The sequence below is a fragment of the Vibrio sabulosilitoris genome (assembly GCF_055391395.1).
This window is the reverse complement of sequence record NZ_AP029599.1, coordinates 2,824,940-2,842,396: the sequence shown is the minus strand read 5'-3', so window position 1 is coordinate 2,842,396 and position 17,457 is coordinate 2,824,940. Positions and strand designations below refer to the sequence as shown.

At 46.3% G+C, this 17,457-nt stretch carries 17 protein-coding genes and 1 tRNA gene; 7 read left to right on the top strand and 11 right to left on the bottom strand.

Features of this window, described 5'->3' with window-relative positions; translation table 11 throughout:
• Window position 1 precedes the first annotated feature (1 nt).
• On the top strand, window positions 2-487 hold the full coding sequence (locus ACZ5R2_RS13335; protein WP_464919419.1) for a hypothetical protein: 486 nt from the start codon (window positions 2-4) through the stop codon (window positions 485-487).
• Between the two features lie 48 nt (window positions 488-535).
• Here the strand turns inward: ACZ5R2_RS13335 and ACZ5R2_RS13330 are convergent, their stop codons facing one another.
• Window positions 536-2,686, bottom strand: coding sequence for a heavy metal translocating P-type ATPase (locus ACZ5R2_RS13330; protein ID WP_464899848.1), 2,151 nt, complete (start codon window positions 2,684-2,686; stop codon window positions 536-538).
• Between the two features lie 478 nt (window positions 2,687-3,164).
• On the opposite strand from ACZ5R2_RS13330, the gene ACZ5R2_RS13325 reads away from it, so the two are divergent.
• Window positions 3,165-4,472, top strand: a complete 1,308-nt coding sequence (locus ACZ5R2_RS13325; protein ID WP_464899847.1) for an MATE family efflux transporter — start codon at window positions 3,165-3,167, stop codon at window positions 4,470-4,472.
• 131 nt (window positions 4,473-4,603) lie between these two features.
• On the opposite strand, the gene ACZ5R2_RS13320 is transcribed toward ACZ5R2_RS13325, so the two are convergent.
• The 6 genes from ACZ5R2_RS13320 to ACZ5R2_RS13295 all read right to left on the bottom strand — a co-directional run bounded on the left by ACZ5R2_RS13320 (window position 4,604) and on the right by ACZ5R2_RS13295 (window position 10,073).
• Window positions 4,604-5,413 carry an amino acid ABC transporter ATP-binding protein gene (locus ACZ5R2_RS13320; protein WP_464899846.1) on the bottom strand — a complete coding sequence of 270 codons (810 nt, stop codon included), beginning with the start codon at window positions 5,411-5,413 and terminating at the stop codon, window positions 4,604-4,606.
• Window positions 5,410-6,084 (bottom strand): amino acid ABC transporter permease, encoded by a 675-nt coding sequence (locus ACZ5R2_RS13315; protein WP_464899845.1) that lies wholly within the window; start codon window positions 6,082-6,084, stop codon window positions 5,410-5,412. Before ACZ5R2_RS13315 ends, ACZ5R2_RS13320 begins: the two co-directional genes overlap by 4 nt.
• 2 nt (window positions 6,085-6,086) lie before the next feature.
• On the bottom strand, window positions 6,087-6,746 hold the full coding sequence (locus ACZ5R2_RS13310; RefSeq protein WP_464899844.1) for an amino acid ABC transporter permease: 660 nt from the start codon (window positions 6,744-6,746) through the stop codon (window positions 6,087-6,089).
• Window positions 6,739-7,707 (bottom strand): agmatinase, encoded by a 969-nt coding sequence (speB, locus tag ACZ5R2_RS13305; RefSeq protein ID WP_464899843.1) that lies wholly within the window; start codon window positions 7,705-7,707, stop codon window positions 6,739-6,741. The genes ACZ5R2_RS13310 and speB overlap by 8 nt, the downstream gene beginning before the upstream one ends.
• A 63-nt stretch (window positions 7,708-7,770) precedes the next feature.
• Window positions 7,771-8,637, bottom strand: a complete 867-nt coding sequence (locus ACZ5R2_RS13300; RefSeq protein WP_464919418.1) for a transporter substrate-binding domain-containing protein — start codon at window positions 8,635-8,637, stop codon at window positions 7,771-7,773.
• 314 nt (window positions 8,638-8,951) lie between these two features.
• Entirely contained in the window at window positions 8,952-10,073 is a 1,122-nt protein-coding gene (locus ACZ5R2_RS13295) for an ISAs1 family transposase (protein ID WP_464899841.1), read from the bottom strand.
• A gap of 104 nt (window positions 10,074-10,177) precedes the next feature.
• Between ACZ5R2_RS13295 and ACZ5R2_RS13290 the strand changes: the two genes are divergently transcribed.
• Window positions 10,178-11,113 (top strand): LysR substrate-binding domain-containing protein, encoded by a 936-nt coding sequence (locus ACZ5R2_RS13290; protein ID WP_464899840.1) that lies wholly within the window; start codon window positions 10,178-10,180, stop codon window positions 11,111-11,113.
• A gap of 120 nt (window positions 11,114-11,233) precedes the next feature.
• Window positions 11,234-11,449 carry an aminopeptidase P family N-terminal domain-containing protein gene (locus tag ACZ5R2_RS13285; protein ID WP_464899839.1) on the top strand — a complete coding sequence of 72 codons (216 nt, stop codon included), beginning with the start codon at window positions 11,234-11,236 and terminating at the stop codon, window positions 11,447-11,449.
• On the opposite strand, the gene ACZ5R2_RS13280 is transcribed toward ACZ5R2_RS13285, so the two are convergent.
• The gene (locus ACZ5R2_RS13280; protein ID WP_464899512.1) at window positions 11,424-12,371 is read right to left on the bottom strand and encodes an IS30 family transposase; all 948 of its coding nucleotides are present in this window, start codon (window positions 12,369-12,371) and stop codon (window positions 11,424-11,426) included. The two genes, ACZ5R2_RS13285 and ACZ5R2_RS13280, sit on opposite strands and share 26 nt — an antisense overlap.
• On the opposite strand from ACZ5R2_RS13280, the gene ACZ5R2_RS13275 reads away from it, so the two are divergent.
• On the top strand, window positions 12,370-13,527 hold the full coding sequence (locus ACZ5R2_RS13275; RefSeq protein WP_464899838.1) for a M24 family metallopeptidase: 1,158 nt from the start codon (window positions 12,370-12,372) through the stop codon (window positions 13,525-13,527). The genes ACZ5R2_RS13280 and ACZ5R2_RS13275 overlap by 2 nt on opposite strands.
• Window positions 13,527-14,396, top strand: a complete 870-nt coding sequence (locus ACZ5R2_RS13270; RefSeq protein WP_464899837.1) for a DMT family transporter — start codon at window positions 13,527-13,529, stop codon at window positions 14,394-14,396. Before ACZ5R2_RS13275 ends, ACZ5R2_RS13270 begins: the two co-directional genes overlap by 1 nt.
• 326 nt (window positions 14,397-14,722) lie before the next feature.
• Here the strand turns inward: ACZ5R2_RS13270 and ACZ5R2_RS13265 are convergent.
• Both ACZ5R2_RS13265 and ACZ5R2_RS13260 read right to left on the bottom strand, forming a co-directional pair.
• A tRNA-Ser gene (locus ACZ5R2_RS13265) sits at window positions 14,723-14,813 on the bottom strand.
• 133 nt (window positions 14,814-14,946) lie between these two features.
• Window positions 14,947-15,531, bottom strand: coding sequence for a YceI family protein (locus tag ACZ5R2_RS13260; RefSeq protein WP_464899836.1), 585 nt, complete (start codon window positions 15,529-15,531; stop codon window positions 14,947-14,949).
• 181 nt (window positions 15,532-15,712) lie between these two features.
• Between ACZ5R2_RS13260 and ACZ5R2_RS13255 the strand changes: the two genes are divergently transcribed.
• Complete coding sequence (locus ACZ5R2_RS13255; protein ID WP_464902369.1) at window positions 15,713-16,039, top strand: plasmid recombination protein; 327 nt, start codon at window positions 15,713-15,715, stop codon at window positions 16,037-16,039.
• A gap of 29 nt (window positions 16,040-16,068) precedes the next feature.
• On the opposite strand, the gene ACZ5R2_RS13250 is transcribed toward ACZ5R2_RS13255, so the two are convergent.
• Window positions 16,069-17,304, bottom strand: a complete 1,236-nt coding sequence (locus tag ACZ5R2_RS13250) for an O-antigen ligase family protein (RefSeq protein WP_464899835.1) — start codon at window positions 17,302-17,304, stop codon at window positions 16,069-16,071.
• Window positions 17,305-17,457: the final 153 nt, after the last annotated feature.

Below are 17,457 nucleotides of genomic sequence, written 5' to 3'. Positions count from 1 at the left end.
AATGTTATCTAAAAATCTGCCTCTGAGAGCCACATTGTTCCTGGCTCTGCAACTATCGATTTCTCATGTTAGTGCATGTGGTTTTCACTCTTCTTTTGAGGTGGGTGCTAATATTCCTCGTGGCGCGACTTGGCTGGTGATCAGAAGCTACTCGGCCGTTCAAGAGGGGCGGGTGCCAGCGACTGATAAGCTGGAGGGTGATGCTGGGTTTCGCCGAGCGAGCTGGTGGCTGAACCTTTTTACTCGTGAGTTACAAAAACATGGGGTGAAAGAAAGCTATATTTACCTTGCCGATGTTGGGCTATGGGCGAAATATCAACACCACGCACCAAAAAGACTACAACTGGAACTTGCGCCAAAGCAACAAGACTACAATGTGGTTGTCCTGACTTCTGAAACGTTAAGTGCATTAGTCAGCGATGAGATCACCCTCAGTCGTGCTCTAGAGTTTGGTATTATCTCATTATCCGAGAGTGTTGTTGGCTAAAATGAAAAGGGCTTCCAACTGGAAGCCCTTGATGATCTAGCTATTGGCTTAGCGCTCTATTTTTTCGCTCAATAGACGCAAGGCGTTGAGAGTGACCAAAGCCGTTGCGCCGGTATCCGCCAGTACGGCTGCCCAAAGGCCAGTAACGCCCAGTAGGGTCGTTACCAAGAAGAACACCTTGCTACCGATTGCCAGCGCTACGTTTTGACGAATAATCGCCATGGTCTTACGCGACAGCTTAATTAGACCTGGAATGGACTGCAGGCGGTTGTGCGTGAGCGCGCAGTCAGCGGTTTCAAGCGCCACATCCGTGCCGTGGCCCATAGCGATGCCGACATCAGCGGCTTTGAGTGCTGGTGCATCATTAATTCCATCGCCAATCATGGCGATCGAACCGGACAGTCCTTTCAATGCGTTAAGCTTATCGCCTGGCATCAATTCTGCTTGATAGCTGATATCGATTTGAGCGGCAATATTGGCCGCGGCGCGCTGGTTGTCGCCGGTGAGCATCACACTGCTCACGCCAATTTGTTTGAGGGCTTTGACCGCTTCGATGGCATCGTCACGCAGCGTATCTTGCAGCGCAATTAGGGCTTTTGGCGCCTCGTCAATGGTGACCACTACCACGGTCTGTCCTTGTGCCTCAAGTGCATGAATTTTTTGCTCAAGCTCTGCCGGCAGGTTGTCAATATGACGCGGGGCAAGAACTTGTATCGATTGGCCATTAATTACACCAGAAGCACCAACACCAGAGATACTCATCGCGTTGTCGACATGCGGCAAGGTGAGGTGACGACGCTTCGCTTCAGCAACGATGGCAGTCGCAAGTGGGTGAGTCGATTTTTGCTCGATGGCGGCAGCAAGGGTAAGGGTGTCTTCATCGCCCTCTACAGAGGTGACCTGTGGCTGCCCTTGGGTCAGTGTACCGGTTTTATCAAATGCTACCGTATTTACACGACCTAGCTGTTCAAGAGCTAGGCCACCTTTGATGAGTGCGCCTCGTCGCGTTGCATTAGCCAACGCTGAGGTAATTGCCGCAGGGGTAGAGATAACCAAGGCACAAGGGCAAGCAATCAGTAGTAGTGCAAGTGCTTTGTATATCCACTCTTGCCAAGAGGCATCGAAAAACAGTGGCGGCGCAACCGCAACCACAAGAGCAATCGCCATCATCAGCGGTGTGTACCAGCGACTAAACTTATCGATAAAGCGCTCGACTGGTGCCTTTTTCTCTTCGGCTTCTTCAATCAGCGCAATGATACGATCGACCGCGCTGTCACCTTGCTCTGAGGTCACTTTGAGGCGCACCGCTTTATCAACTACCATAGTACCCGCCATTACCGAGGCATGGGCTTTCAGCTCAACTGGAAGCGGCTCGCCAGTGAGGGCACTTTGGTCGAAGTGGCCGTGGCAGCTAAGAAGCTCGCCATCGACCGACAGGCGTTCGCCCGGAAGCACCTCAATCTTGTCGCCTACCAGGATTGATTCAACGCCAACCACTTCTACTTCACCATCAGCTTTGATATGTCGAACCTTATCCGGTGTGAGCGCCATCAATTTTTGTACGCCGCTGCGGGCTTTACTCGCGGCAAAGCCCTCGAGTTGCTCGCCGACCATAAACAGTAGCAGCACCATTGCAGCTTCAATCGTTTCACCTAAAAAGAGTGCGCCAATCACGGCCACCGACATAAGGGTTTCAATCGAGAAAGGCGTACCGCTACGTGCCAAGGCAAAGGCTTTTTTACTTACAGGCAAAAGCGCCAAAATGGTAACAAGATACATCAATGGCTGTTTGAGAGCTGGAATCAACTGACCGCACAGCAGTGCAATACCGAACAAGGTGGCAACAACTAGGATTTGCACGCGTGAGCTGCTGAGCAGTGAATTTGGCTTTTGCTTACTTTGGGTTGGCTTGGCTTCATCGGCGATATCAAAGCCCGCCGCTTCAATCGCATTGGTCACATCAGTTGGATTAAGAGTCGACGATGCCGAAATAATCAGGCGTTCGGTCGCAAAGGCAACTCGGGCGGCAATCACGCCGTCGACTTGCTCTACTGCCTTTTGCACTTTAGCGGCACAACTTGGACAGTCCATCCCCACCAATTGCCAGCTTAGGCGTTTACCCACAGCCTCTAATGATTGCTCTTTTTCTTGGTGTGAGGAGCAGCACTTAGAATGGCTACAACCGTGTGAATTGCTCATTGATTTACCTTGTGACCATTATGGTCTGTGTTACTACAAATTATGGTCTGTGTTACTACAAAATAGTGAGGCAACATATATAAGTAATGTTGCACTGCGATGTCAATGCGCGATGAGAATATCTGATATTTGTGTGACTCATAACGCACGTGGCACTATTTATTTGCTTACTTATTAATTACGGCGCTACTGACGATATGAGCCTAACAAAAACTATCCTATCGACGGGAAGCGGGTTAAAGTTGATTGTGATCATACGGCGAATCATCTCCCAAGTATACAATCATTCGATATCTCTGGTAATAATAACCATTATCATGCACACTCTGCACTCCCAGAATTCGAGCACAGACCAGCAATTTACAACACAGCCTTCTATCCGGACAATTTTGATAGATGGTGAAAGACGTTGCAGTCCCTTTACGCTGGTGATGGTCGACTCCAAATTTTAACTCAAACTATAAAGCAACAACTCGTTATGACCCTGACTCATAAAGATTACTTAAAAATCGCTTTTCCTTTTATTGTCTCGACGGTGACCCAGCCGTTACTTGGTGCGGTTGACACTGCAGTGATAGGTAAGCTCGGTGTTGCCGAGCTGATTGGTGGCGTCGCCATCGGTACCGTGATCATGAATACCATGTACTGGCTGTTTGGCTTCTTTCGCGTGAGTACCACCGGGCAGAGTGCGATGGCGCTGGGTAAGAACGACCACCAAGCACTTGCAGCGAGTTTAGTGCGCCCGTTCGGTCTTGCCTTATTGGTGGGATTGATTTTCATTGCCCTACAATCTCTCATATGGCAGGGGGCAAATTGGGTCATTGAGCCTGAGGCAGAGGTGGCATTGAGCGCTAAAAACTACTTCGAAATTTTGATCTATGGCGCGCCTTTTGTGTTGCTTAATTACACCCTAATCGGCTGGTTGATGGGGCAAGCTAAAGCTAAAGCGACGCTGTTTACTCAGGTGTTTGGTAACGTACTCAACATTGTACTCGATGTGGTGTTTGTCCTATTTCTTGATATGGGCATTGAAGGGGTTGCTTACGCGACCTTGATATCTCAGATCACTACCTTCGCTATTGGAATGGTGTTGGTTGTACGTACTTGTCAGTTCCCGCTGTTTGAGTATGCGCGCAAGGTCAGCATGACGCGTAAAGATCTCGGTGTGATCATGTCATCAAACATGGATCTATTGCTGCGTACGGTGTGTATTTTGGTGTTCTTCAACATGATGGCGCGTATTGGTTCTCAGCTCGGTGCGGATGTCCTGGCGACCAACGCCATCTTGATGCAGGTGACCTTTATTGTTAGCTACATGTTCGACGGTGTAGCGAATGCATCGAGCGTGTTTGCTGGTAAAGCGGTGGGGCAAAAGAACCCAGCCCTGCTGGAGCGCGTGGTGAAGCTGAATGTGCAGTGGACAACTGGCTTTGTTATTGGCCTAACCTTGCTGACCTTTTTATTCCGTGACTCGATTGTGTTGGTATTCACCCAGCTTCCAGAGCTTATTGAAATTTATGTTTCACTATCACCATGGCTATTAATTTTCCCACTAGTGTCAGGCTATGGCTTAACCTTCTATGGCATCTTTACCGGAACGGGCACGACGCGCCCAGTAAGAAACTCGACCTGTATTACTTTGGTAGTATTTCTGATAACTCAGTTGGTTGCGGTTGAACTGTGGGGTAATCAAGGGTTGTGGTTCGCATTTAGTGTATTCTATGTAGGTCGATTAGTGTTCTTGTACCCATACCTTGGACACGTCCGCCAAAAGTGTCATGCGTGATTTAGGCGCGAGGATCGGGCATCGGGCTGACGCCCTCCGAGTAGCGAGGGGTGGACGCTAAACACCTAGCGTCCACTGAACTCCTCGCTCTCCGCAGCGAAGCGTTCTCGCGCCCCGTCCATGAACGTAAGCTAACTGGCAGCGTCAAGTTCTACAGGTGGCGCAGTGCGTTCGTTCCATGTACTGAGGAATGCTGTGAGCTTGGCTGACTTTGGACTAGAAAAGATAGCCTCTGGCGGCCCTTGTTCCTCAATTCTTCCGTCTGCTAGAAAGACCACTTGGTCAGAGACCCGAGCGGCAAAGCTCATCTCGTGGGTCACGATGACCATGGTCATGCCTTCCTTAGCCAACTGCTGCATAACTTTTAGCACCTCACCGACCAGCTCCGGATCCAGTGCTGAGGTGGGTTCGTCAAACAACATTATCTTGGGATCGGTTGCCAGCGAGCGCGCGATGGCGACTCGCTGTTGTTGACCGCCAGAAAGTTGATTTGGATAGGCATCTTGTTTGTGCTCCATCCCAACCTTGGTCAACATATCTAGGGCGATTTGTTCAGCTTGCGGCTTGGGTATCTGTTTTACCAAGGTGAGAGGCAGCATTACGTTGTCCATGACGCTTAAGTGGGGCCAGAGATTGAACTGTTGGAACACCATGCACACATCACTCAAATTTTGTTGGACGACTTTAGTGGGCGCGAGGGTTAGGTTACCTTGTGTATCGGTGCCGTAACCGATCAGCTTACCATTGACCAAAACCTCACCTTGGTCGTATTGCTCAAGAAAGTTCATACAGCGCAGCATGGTACTCTTACCTGAGCCAGAGCCGCCGATGATGCATACCACCTCCCCACAATTGATTTGAAGGTCGATGCCTTTAAGTACTTGATTATCGCCAAAGCTTTTTTTCATGTCGACCATCTCGACGATTGGGTTGGTGTTCATGCCGCATTCCTTACGTTGGGGTTGAGATAGTGAGTCGCGCGCTGCTCCGCTTTTTGTCCTGCGGCAGAGACCGCTGTTGTGAGAAGCCAATAGGCAAGAGCGAGAACCAAATAAGGCTCTATAACGCTGAAGGTTTCGGTTGCCATGCGTATTGCAGCTGTACTGATCTCAGGGACAGTGATGATCGATAAGATCGCCGACTCTTTGATCAAGATGATCGATTGATTGGTGATCGGTGGAATGATCAAACCAAGCATCTGTGGCAGTTGTACCTTGCGCAGTGTTTGTAATGGGGAAAAGCCTAGATCGTAAGCGGCCTCCATTTGACCCTTAGCGAGACTGGCAAAACCCCCACGGTAGATCTCAGCAAAGTAAGCCGAAACGTAAAATCCCATGCCCCATATACCGACTTCAATAGCGCCTAGGGTTAAGCCAAGCAAAGGACCGCCATAAAAGAGTAAATAGACTTGAACCAGTAACGGAGTGCCGCGGAATACGGTGACATACAGTCGATAACATAACCGTAAAGGAGCTGATTTTGATTGCGATAGTGGGTACAAAACCAGCCCAAGGCTTAAACCAATCGTGAGGGCACCCAAGCAACTGAATACCGTGATTTTTAGACCGGCTAACAGCAGTGGGGTGTACTCTAAGATAAGTGACAAATCCATAATCATGACCTCGATAAATTGGCGAGCTTAGTTTCTGCCCGCCGGCCAAGGTAGGCGACGGTTTGGGTCAGGGTGAGATAGAGCACCCCAGCTGCAAAGAAAAACTCCAGTGGACGATAGGTTGTCGATGAATAGGTCTGAGCAATACGCATCAAATCAACCACAGCAATGGTGGAAATCAATGCCGAGTTTTTGATGATATCAATGGTTTCATTTACCAATGCAGGTAAGGTTTTACGCACTACTTGGGGCAACTGAATGTACCAATAGCTTTGCCATGGGCTAAACCCATAAGTCCAGCAGGCTTCCAGCTGGCCATTAGGCAAGGTACGAAAGCCGGCACGTAAGATTTCAGCCTGAAACGCGCCGGTATTCATACTAAGAGCAATGATTGCTGCGGCAGCTGGTGGGATAAAGATCCCGGCCAAGGGCAAGAAATAAAAGATGATAGCCAGTTGGACCAGTAGCGGGGTGCCGCGAAAGAAACTGATATAGATGCGAGCCACGCTGCGCAGCAGTAGCCAACGACTGGTCTTAATTTGACACAGAACCAGTGCGACGAAAAAGCCAATTAGGATCGAGATAATCGAAATCCAAAAGGTGGTAAAAAGCCCTGATAGTAGTGGCTTGTAATAGGGAAAAACCACACTTAACTCAAACATAGTTTGGCTCCTTTTGGTAATGTGCCGCATAACCCATAACATTTATCAGCAGCTGCGCAGCCAAAGTGGCTGTTATCTCAGTAGGGTCATAGGCTGGTGCCACCTCGCAGAGGTCAATACCCACAACTTGGTGACGTTGACAGACCTGTTCAAGGAGGGACAAAACCTCGTCGTAGTAGAACCCACCGTGGCTGGGTGTCCCTGTACCAGGCGCAATAGAAGGGTCAAAGCCATCTATATCGATGGTGAGGTAAATCTTACTTTCAGGGGAAATACTGTCTAGCACTTTGAGGGTACCTGACTGACGAAATTGATTCACAGAGAGAATTGTCGAGCCCACGGCCAGCGCATCTTGGTGATCCTGACGATTGGATGAGGAGGTATTTCGGATACCTAGCTGGGTCATTCCCTTAATGTGCGCCATTTCACTAGCACGACGCATACAGTTTCCATGGCCAAAACGCACACCGTGGCGCTGGTCAACGAAATCAAGGTGGGCATCAATCTGGACGACATGGAGGTCATGATGGCTCTCATAGGCTGAGAGTGCTGCGGCGGTTACCGAGTGATCGCCGCCGAGTATAATCGGAATGCAGCCTTGGGCTAGGAGCGATTCAACAGCAACCTTGGTATTAGATAAAGACTGCTCTGAATCGGTGTGGATCATGTCGACATCACCGACATCGACAACCTTGACCTTGCTTTTTTCCATATAAAGGGTGTCTCGTTCATAGTCGTAGGCACCACTGTGACCAAACGCAAACAGAGTTGAGGCTTGGCGAATGGCTCTAGGACCAAATCGTGCTCCAGAGCGATACTGGCAGCCCATATCGAAGGGCACACCAAGGACAGCGAAGTCAGCACCTTGGGTATCTTGGCAATCAGCAATCGGGCTCTTGCTGAACGTGCAGTGACCAGTAAAAGGAAGATTAAGCCGACCCTGTTGATAGTCATGTGGCATGGCATAGTCTCTGAGTTAAATTAAAAATAATGAGGGCGAAGCCCTCATCGCAATGGACAAAGATTAGCTCGTAGGCTCAGGCACATAGCCAGTTGGGAAGTCCATGGTAAAGCCAAACCATTTCATCTGTAGTTCAGCCAGCTTGCCATTTTTGTGCAGCTTCTCTATACCGTCGCTGAAGAACTGGACCAGTGATTCAGACTCTGGATCAGGTCGACCCGCCCAAGCGTAGTAGGTGTCAGGACCAAAAGCCGGTTGCACGATCTCAAATAGTTCAGGTCTGGCTTTGACAATTGGTGCAAGGTTTGGGATAGCTTGTGGAACCAAGTCGACTCGGCGTGCTGCTAATGCCGCGTAGGCTTCATTGTAATCGGTGAATTCTTGGATCTTTTTCACACCCTTACCGCGCTCTGGTACCAATACAGCTTGCTCATAGTCTTTGACAATATTGACCTGTGGAGAGCCAGCTTGTCCGCCCACTACCATGCCTGACATGTCGAGTGGTGATTGAATACGCTTATCGCCTTTTCGTTTCAAGATGGCGACCGATGCGGTTGAAATTGGATAAGTAAAACTGTAGTTCGTCGCTCGAGCCTCAGTGATCGTCAGTGAAGTCACAACAAAATCGTATCGCTTGGCGCTTAGGCCGGCCAAAATTCCCTGCAAAGGCAGATCAAGCTGTTTGAGTTTTACGCCTGGAAGGTCGAGCATAATCTCGTCAAGAATATCCTTGGCGTAACCAACAATCTTTCCATCTTCAAGCATCTCGAACGGGGTATAGCGTGCTTCGGTCGCCACGACCAACTCACCGCGCTGCTTGATCTCTTCAAGTAGATCAGCGTGCGCAAGAGTAATATTAGAACTAATCACTCCAGCGAAAAAAAGAGATATAGTTAGTATTGGCTTTAATCTATTAGCAAGATTTTTCATTGTTGAATTCCTTGTCTTTAATAAGTTATTTGTAGTTTGGAATAAATAAACCTCCGGGTACAAACCTTATTTTCTAATCGATGGATAAGCTAAATTAATGCACTATTTCGATCCGTGTGAAATCTGCTTTTGCACCATTTTGGGACGAGAGAGATGCTGAGTTTATTTAATTTAAGTGATTCTAATGGAAAAATTGTTGGTATCTAAATTGCTGTGAGAGGAAAGAATGTGAGTAAATGACTGCTTAAGAGAAGTTATTATTGTAATACAGTGGATAGGAGTTGGGCTTAAGATCAGGGCGACCGCATGAGTGTCTAGTTTTTCACCGCCAGATTAAAACCAGCACTTAATACCGCCTCTAGCATGGCTGTATTCATCATGCATCGCTTTTGTTTCCCAACAATGCTCAACTTGGTTGGCTCTGCACGGAGCATATTCAAGCTCATATGGCGTAAGCAAGACAGATTCTCTGCGCCGTTCTCTTTGTATATCTGACACGCGTCTTCATTCATACTCACATCAAGCACCCAATGCATTGACTCTATACCCCAATGTTCTCTGACTGCTGTCGCTGCTTGCTCGGCGCTAAGCTCTTTGGAGCTGATGTAGTAACGATACTCTAGGCCTATTGCTTTTCCTTTCTCAAAGCGGAAGTTTTCAACCATAACAATGCTCTTCAAGCCTTTCCAACGAGAGAAGTTACCTTCAAGTTTGGCACTGTCAAATACATAGCATTGGCGAGACTCTATACGCCCATGCCCGTCTTCAAGCACAATGTCTTCTGCCACATTTGCTCGCTCAGTGGAGAACGCTTTTTCTATCGCTTGTCGAAGTTTTCCTTGGTTACACTTCACTGCAAGCAAGTAGTCGCCTCCTTGTTCTACAATGACTTTGGCTATCTTGGTTTGACAGGCCATTGCATCAATGGTGACGAGAGCCCCCTTGATATCGAGCATCTTTATCAGCTCTGGGATTGCCGTTATTTCATTGCTTTTTTGCTCGGTTTTTAGCTGTCCCAATACGAGCTTATTTGATGAGGCATAGGCGCTGATCATGTGAATAGTGCTTGCTCTGTCTTCGCGATTGTAGGAGCCGCGAAGCGTTTTGCCATCTATCGCAACGACTTGGCCGTCGGTGAGTGTATGTATCGACGATATCCAGCTAACAAAGCACTTATGGAATTGCTCGGGCTCTATCGTAGATATTATGCGGGCAATCGTGTCATCGGCAGGAATACCATTCAAAAAGAGGTCATTGCGTTTAAACCAATCGTGGTGTCCGAGAATGTACTCACGAATATCAAACCAGCCCTTTGCACCGGCAATCACGGCACATAGCGAGCCAAAAAGAACTTCAAACAAGCAGTAAGTTACCTTTGCTCCTTGGCGTTGGTCGGTCATCGTTTGGAAATGTTCTTTGAAGTGGTCAATGTGCATCGTATGCTCCCTAAAAAGGGAGTATATGATCACAGGTAGATGTGATCGTCAAATCGATCGTTATTTTGATTATAAAACGTTCACGATCTCACCCTGGGCTTAAGATGAAGTTACCCCCTTTAGAAGCAGTGCGCTACTTTGAAGCTGCCGCGAGGCATTTGAGTTTTACCTTGGCAGCAGAGGAGTTGTTCGTTTCGCAAAGTGCGGTAAGCCAAAAAGTGATTCAGCTAGAGGAGCGTTTGGGCTACAAATTATTCTACCGAAAACCAAGGCAGCTACTATTGACTGAAAGGGGCAGCCAACTTCTACCGCTTGTTAGTAGTGCACTCAATCAGATCCACGATGCGTTCCATAATACCAGCCAAGCAGATAAAGAGGCAGTGCTGCGCCTGTATTGCCAGCCCTCGTTCGCCAGTTGTTGGCTGTTGCCTCTCCTGAGTGATTTTTATCAACGCTACCCCGATATTGTGGTCAATTTGGTCGCCAGTTTGAATCAACCGGATAGCAGCCATCACTGCTTTGATATCAGCCTCAGTCATGGCTTTGGTGATCAGCCGCAGATGTTGCAAAAAGAGCTATTTAGAGATTATATCTATCCGGTCGCAACGCCTGAGTTGGTTGAGCGTTATCAATTAGATGACCTGAGTAACCTTGCTCATGTTCCACTCCTGCATGACTCTCAGCCACAAGCGAAGCTTTCGACATCTTGGCAGCGATGGCTGATGGAGCATCGACTGCAACATATCGATACCTCAAAAGGCTATAGCTTTAACCGTGCGGATTTAGTCGTCAACGCAGCGCTTGCCGGACAAGGTGTCGCGCTAGGTAGGCATGTTCTAGTTGCCCAACAGGTGGCCAAGGGTAATTTAGTACCATTAACGGGTAAAGTCACCCCAGATCAGAGTGTTTATCTAGTTTGCCAAAAGGGTTTGCTCGAGCATAAACAAGTAACCGAGTTTATTGATTGGATTGAACGGGTTTCAAGAAGTTTTGAGCACGAGTGCGATATTAATAAATTAGTGGCGAAGGCAATAAATTAGAAATGATTATCGCTGCATTAGTAAACACTGTTTGTTGTTATAAATAAAATGTCTCAATCTAATCTCTAACAAATAATCGGTCTCTATAATATTGAGAGCCTAGAGTCAACGGAGTCAGAGATGAAAGATATTCTTGAAATAAAAAATGGTGAGCAGGTAAAAGGCACATTTTCTCCACAAGAGATGCAGTCGAGATTGTCGAAGTTAAGAAAAATGATGGCGGAAAAAGAGATTGATGCTATCTTGTTCACGTCATATCACAATATTAATTACTCCCGAATTCAACTGCGAAGTGCGACACTCTCCAATATCAAGCAGCTAAAGCCATTTTGGTAAATACAATGGCTGGCTGTTTGAAGCCTAAACACTTTCTTGGTCGATAATTTATCCGCGATAAAGCAAACTCTATATCAATGTCCGTCACCGTCGATAGATCGGTTCCTTTCTTCACATATTGCCTCAAAAGGCCGTTCGCATTCTCATTAGCACCTCGCTCCCAAGAGCTATAGGGATGAGCAAAGTACACATCTGCCTCCAACTCTTTTGCGATAGTTTCATGACCTGCAAACTCTCGCCCGTTGTCCGCGGTGATGGTATGCACATGCTCCTTGTAAGGCATGAGTAGCTCTATTGTCGCCTGGGTAACGTCATCGGCTGACTTAGATGGTACTTTCTTTACCAAGTAAAACCGGGTCTTACGCTCTAAAATAGTTACCATTGCGCCTGTACCATGCTTACCTAGAACAGTGTCAATTTCCCAGTCACCAAACCGCTCTCTGCTGTCAACAATGCTTGGTCTGTCATCAATTGAAACGGCATTCTTAATCGCAGGAGCTTTCTCTTTTTTACCGCGACGATACCGCTTATGGCCTTGCCTCAAGTGGCGATATAATTTACCGCCTGAGCGCTTGTCGCTAGCAACAAAACGATAAATCCACTCATGGCTGACTGCTGCGCCGGCTTTCGTTAAGACGTTGGATATCTGCTCTGGACTCCAATCCGCCTCTAGAAGAAGACGAATAAAGTCAACACGTTCCTTTGGAATTCGGTATTTTAGTGCAGCTCTCCGTCTGGTGATGGACACCATCTGTGCCGTGCTTGGACAGTAATGATTGCTCTTACGGCCTCTTTTTAGCTCTCGATAAACCGTCGAGCGATGGCATTGAACTGTTTTAGCGATTTCAGAAACTGAAATTCCCCGTTCCAAAAGAGCAGAAATCTGGTATCTTCTGCCCTCGGTCAACTGCTGATAATTCATGGTAGTACTGCTTGTTTCTTTGGCGAGAAGAGCGTACCACTTTCAGCAGTTGGCTTCCTCTTCTACACCTTCCCATGAATGTCGCACTTATTATCTGAAATCGGGCTATAGCGACTATCTTTACTATGCTTTTGGTCGCCCGTTCGGTTTGTATGTGACTCAAGAGCGCTCGGTCACTATCACTGCCAATATTGATGGAGGCCTGGGCCATCGACGCAGCTTTGGCGACAACATTGTTTACACCGACTGGAAAAAGGACAACTACTTCCGTGCGATCAAATCCTTGAGCCGTGCCGAGCGTTGTGTCGGGATAGAGGGTGATCACCTGCCACTAGTGATGCGCGATAAGCTCGCCGCAACTATTCCAAGCGCGACATTTGTCGATGTTTGTGCTGATGTAATGAAGATACGTATGGTCAAGAGTGCTGAGGAGATTGAAGTTATCCGTAACGGCGCCCGTATTGCTGACATTGGTGGTGAAGCCTGTAAGCAAGCGATCGCCGAGGGCGTGCCTGAGCATGAAATTGCGATTGCCTCAACTGATGCCATGATCCGTGAGATCGCTAAGACGTACCCGCATACTGAGATCCGCGATACCTGGACATGGTTCCAATCGGGGATCAATACCGATGGCGCCCACAATGCTGTAACGACACGACAGTTACAAAAGGGCGATATTCTTAGCCTTAACTGTTTCCCAATGATAGCGGGTTACTATACCGCACTGGAGCGAACGTTGTTCCTTGATCATTGTAGTGACGAGCATTTAAGAATTTGGCAGATCAACTGTGAAGTGCACCGTAAGGGTCTGGAGCTAATCAAGCCGGGGGCTAGATGCTGTGATATCGCGGCGGAGTTAAATGAAATCTACCGTGGCTATGGCATGCTTGATTATCGTACTTTTGGCTACGGACACTCATTTGGTGTGCTCAGCCACTATTATGGTCGTGAGGCAGGTTTAGAGCTGAGAGAAGATATTGAAACTATGCTGCAACCGGGTATGGTAGTTTCCATGGCGCCGATGTTGATGCTACCGGAAGGCATGGCTGGCGCAGGTGGATATCGTGAGCATGATATTCTGATCGTACAAGAGCAGGGCAGCGAGAACATCACTGGATTTAAGTTTGGCCCTGAACACAACATAGTGAAAGCTTAATGAAAAGAGCATTACCGATATTGTCAGCGCTAGCCACGATTATTATGTGGTCATCGCTGGCAAGCCTTACTTTGGCGTTGAATCATGTGCCAGCGCTATTTACCGTGGGTGCAGTTTTGCTGATAGCGGCCCTACCAGGGCTGCGTTATTGGCGCACGTGGCGTATGCCACTGTCAGTGTGGGTTAGCGCAATCGTCGGGATGTTTGGTTATCATTTCCTGTTGTTCGATGCCTTTAGTCGTGCGCCGGCTGTTGAAGTCAACATGATCCAATACTTATGGCCGCTGTTTATTGTGCTTGGCTCGCCATTATTTGGTGGTGAGAGACTAAATCCAGGGCATGTTATTGGTGGTATGATGGCGTTTATTGGTGTGGTTATCGTGATGACAGGCAATGGCGTTGATTACAACGATGATTATTGGTTTGGCTACAGTGAGGCGTTTTGTGCTGCGCTACTTTGGGCGTTTTACACCCTGTCTAACCGACGCTATACAGCGATGCCGAGCTCGGCCGTTGCTGGTATATGTGGCGTGTCTGGCATCGCATCGCTGATGGTTTTTTCGCTGTCTTCCCAAGTGCTGCCAGAGCTGACGTTAAGTGATGCGATTTATGTGTTGATGCTTGGCTTAGGTCCGATGGGACTGAGTTTTTATACTTGGGATTACGCGATGCGCCATGGTGACCCAAGATTCGTTGGCGCGCTAGCTTACCTGACTCCGTTGCTCTCGATGGTGTTACTAGCCGTAGTCCACAGCAGTGTTGATTTGACTTCACTTCACCTGGTCTCGCTGGTGTTGATTATCTTGGGCTCTGGCCTAGGCAAGATATGGGCACGCAAAGCCATTGGACGATGGGAAGTGGGATCATAGCTAGGTCTATCGAGTACTACAAGCTCCACAACTTTTCCAAGAATGCGGATCTTTTGCACCAAAGGAAGTCAAAAGTAGAGCTTTTAAAGCTCGTATTGTAAATCGAGATCATCTCATTTAAAGACAACGAAGCCAGCGTAGTCGACAGAATTGTCGTTGTTATCCACAACATAATAATCCATATCACGCCAACTATTATTTGCTTTGGCAGAACTCTCAAAGTTCTAGGTTGGGTGATGTGACTGGTTACTGTTATCAGGTGACTCGGCTGGTGTTTGAAACAAAAATGGGCACCGAAGATTCGGTGCCCATTTTTGTTTCGAATGTGGCGGAGAGATAGGGATTTGAACCCTAGATACGCTATTAACGTATGCCGGTTTTCAAGACCGGTGCTTTCAACCACTCAGCCATCTCTCCGTTGTGGCTAGGATATTATAAGGGTTATGTCGTGCTGTAAACCCCAACATGGTCATTTATATGGATTTATCACTCGTTTGACTAATTTATGGGCGTAAGGCCTCAAAACTAGACTTATCTCAGTAAATTTCATCTACTTTGTCAGGACAAGAGACACACTCGCTGCAACGCTGGTTGAGATAGCAATGTCACCTACGGTGTTTGATAGGGCCGCCAAGCTTTCAGTTGGAATGCCGAAGCTAGCACCGTCGATAATGACAGGTTTGCTGCTCGAAACCGAGATGACATCACCAACACGAACCACATTAAGGCTAAACTCAATGTCTTGGGTTTTACCATACATTGTGACACTCGCAGAGACTGTCGTTTGAGTAACCACACTATCACTACTTAGCAGTTCGGTAGGTATAGTGGCCTGCACCGTTACTTGTGGAAAATCGGCGACATTAAAAAATAGCTCACCCAGGCGCTCGTTACGAATTGGAACACCGGTATCGATGTTGCTAACAGGAATTGCCACTAATAGACTGCCACTTTCATCAAGGCTGCCGAATAAACCAGTGATAACGGCAGGCTCCAATATGTACTGCTTTTTGATCGTCGCGAAGCTGACTGTGGAAACCGTTGAGTCGATTTGATAATGCCCAGCTGCAAACACCTTGAGTGGCAGTAAAGCAAAGGAAAGACCGAGTGACAAAAATATGATTAGGTGTTTCATAGCCTGCTCCTTGTTATGGGTTACACCTAAATGAGTATTGTTCATATCACCAGCGGCGCAAGTGGTAAGCCGTAGTTAGGGTTTAGCTATGCAATCGCTACGTGAGTATGTTGCCACTATCAGCAACGATGTTGAGTTTTTGTTTGGCTAACCAAAAAGCGAAAAGGCCACTGCAAGCAACATAACGCTGCATCTCTGCGAATCAACCCCTCATATCCACACAAAAATTGTCCCTTTGTTGTCGAGAGCTGGAGAGAACGGCGGCGTCCGTCTCTCTGCTCGCGATATGTTTGGACTACAACAGCTTGCGGATCTACAGCGTGATCTTAATGTTCCTATATCTAAGTTCTTCGATTTAGTACTGTCAAAGCATGGCGCCTCGGCATCGCATAAGAAAGTAAAACAGTTTTACGAAGAAATACACAAAGATCACGATAAGTTAAAAGAAATATATAAAGCCCCAAAACGTGACAGAACAACAAAAAAGAGGCTAATTTTCAGCCTCTAGTTCTTACGTGTAAAGTGCGGATAACTAGTTTAATGTTCAATCATTAAATCTTCACAGCCAAAGAAAATCACAACAATTGAAGATATATAGAAACTAATTGTTATAGAGAATTGAAATGGTACATCTGTAAGGCCGGCAGCAGCATACGCCAAAGCAATAAAAACTCCAACAATAGACTGCTGTACATATAAATTATGTATACTAGATTTATAGAGCCTTAACCTATCACTTTGAGAATATCGCTCAATAGTCTTTTTACATAGATAAAACGGTACAAATAACATTGATAAAATCATCATAACACCAACTAAACCATTTAAAGCCCAAGCATTAATGAATTCATTATGGTAATGCGTAAACTTCACCACATCTTGCGTTATAACACCTTGATCTGCTAAATACTGCTTAGCCTTTTTATGGTTCTCTCCATAACCAAGTAGTGGTTTATCCTTGATTAATTGAATTCCTGCTTTCCACATTTGAAGTCGTAAGCCCATAGATGAATTCATATTGCCACTTTCAATCAGCCCTATTTCAGCATTAGTCCGATCCATGCGATTTTGGATCAAGCTAGCATTAACTATAAATGATGAAACTAGAATTAAAAATATGAGCGCTACCTTGCGTTTTATATCAAGCTTAAGATATATAGAAAACAAAATAATAATAGCACTGACAGAAAAAGCAGCTAAAGCAGTACCTCTTGATTCACTAAAAATAATCACATTTAAAGACAATGTGAATGTGATTATCATACGCTGATGCATTGACCTATCTGAGCTAGAAAATAAAAAGAACAAACTTCCAACACAGGTGCTAACAGATACCATAGAATAAGGAATAGGATTAATAGACCACCAACGACCTAAATCTAAAATATAGGTGCTACAGAACGCATATCCAAAAGAAAAAACACTAGAGATCAATAGTAAAAATGGTAAATTAGTTTTTAACTCTCTAAATAAAGGTTTTGGTACAAAAGCAAAATATAGAAGAAAACAAGACAAGGTTCTTATCACGCTACTGCTATAGCCGTGCAAAAATCTCAAGAAGAGCGAAATTACAACCAAAAACCCAAAAAGTTTAACTAAATGATTACTCTTTAGATTGTCAATAATGACTTTTCTGTCATGATAGAAAAACGAAGAAAGTATAGCTAATACAACTAAGATCACCTGTGTCTTATTCGCATCAGAATAGAGCAGCATCCCGGAAAAAGACCACATTAAAGGAAAAAACATCAATAAGCGAAGTACAGTATTCATAATTTCTTACCAAAAAATTCTATATTTAATTTTTTAAACACTTTAAAAATCTCTAACTTAATTTTATTCAACACTGTTAAACGTTCTTTGTGCTTTCTTTTGCCTCCAATAGTAGATTGTATATCCGTTCGAAAAACCAAACTAGGATAGACA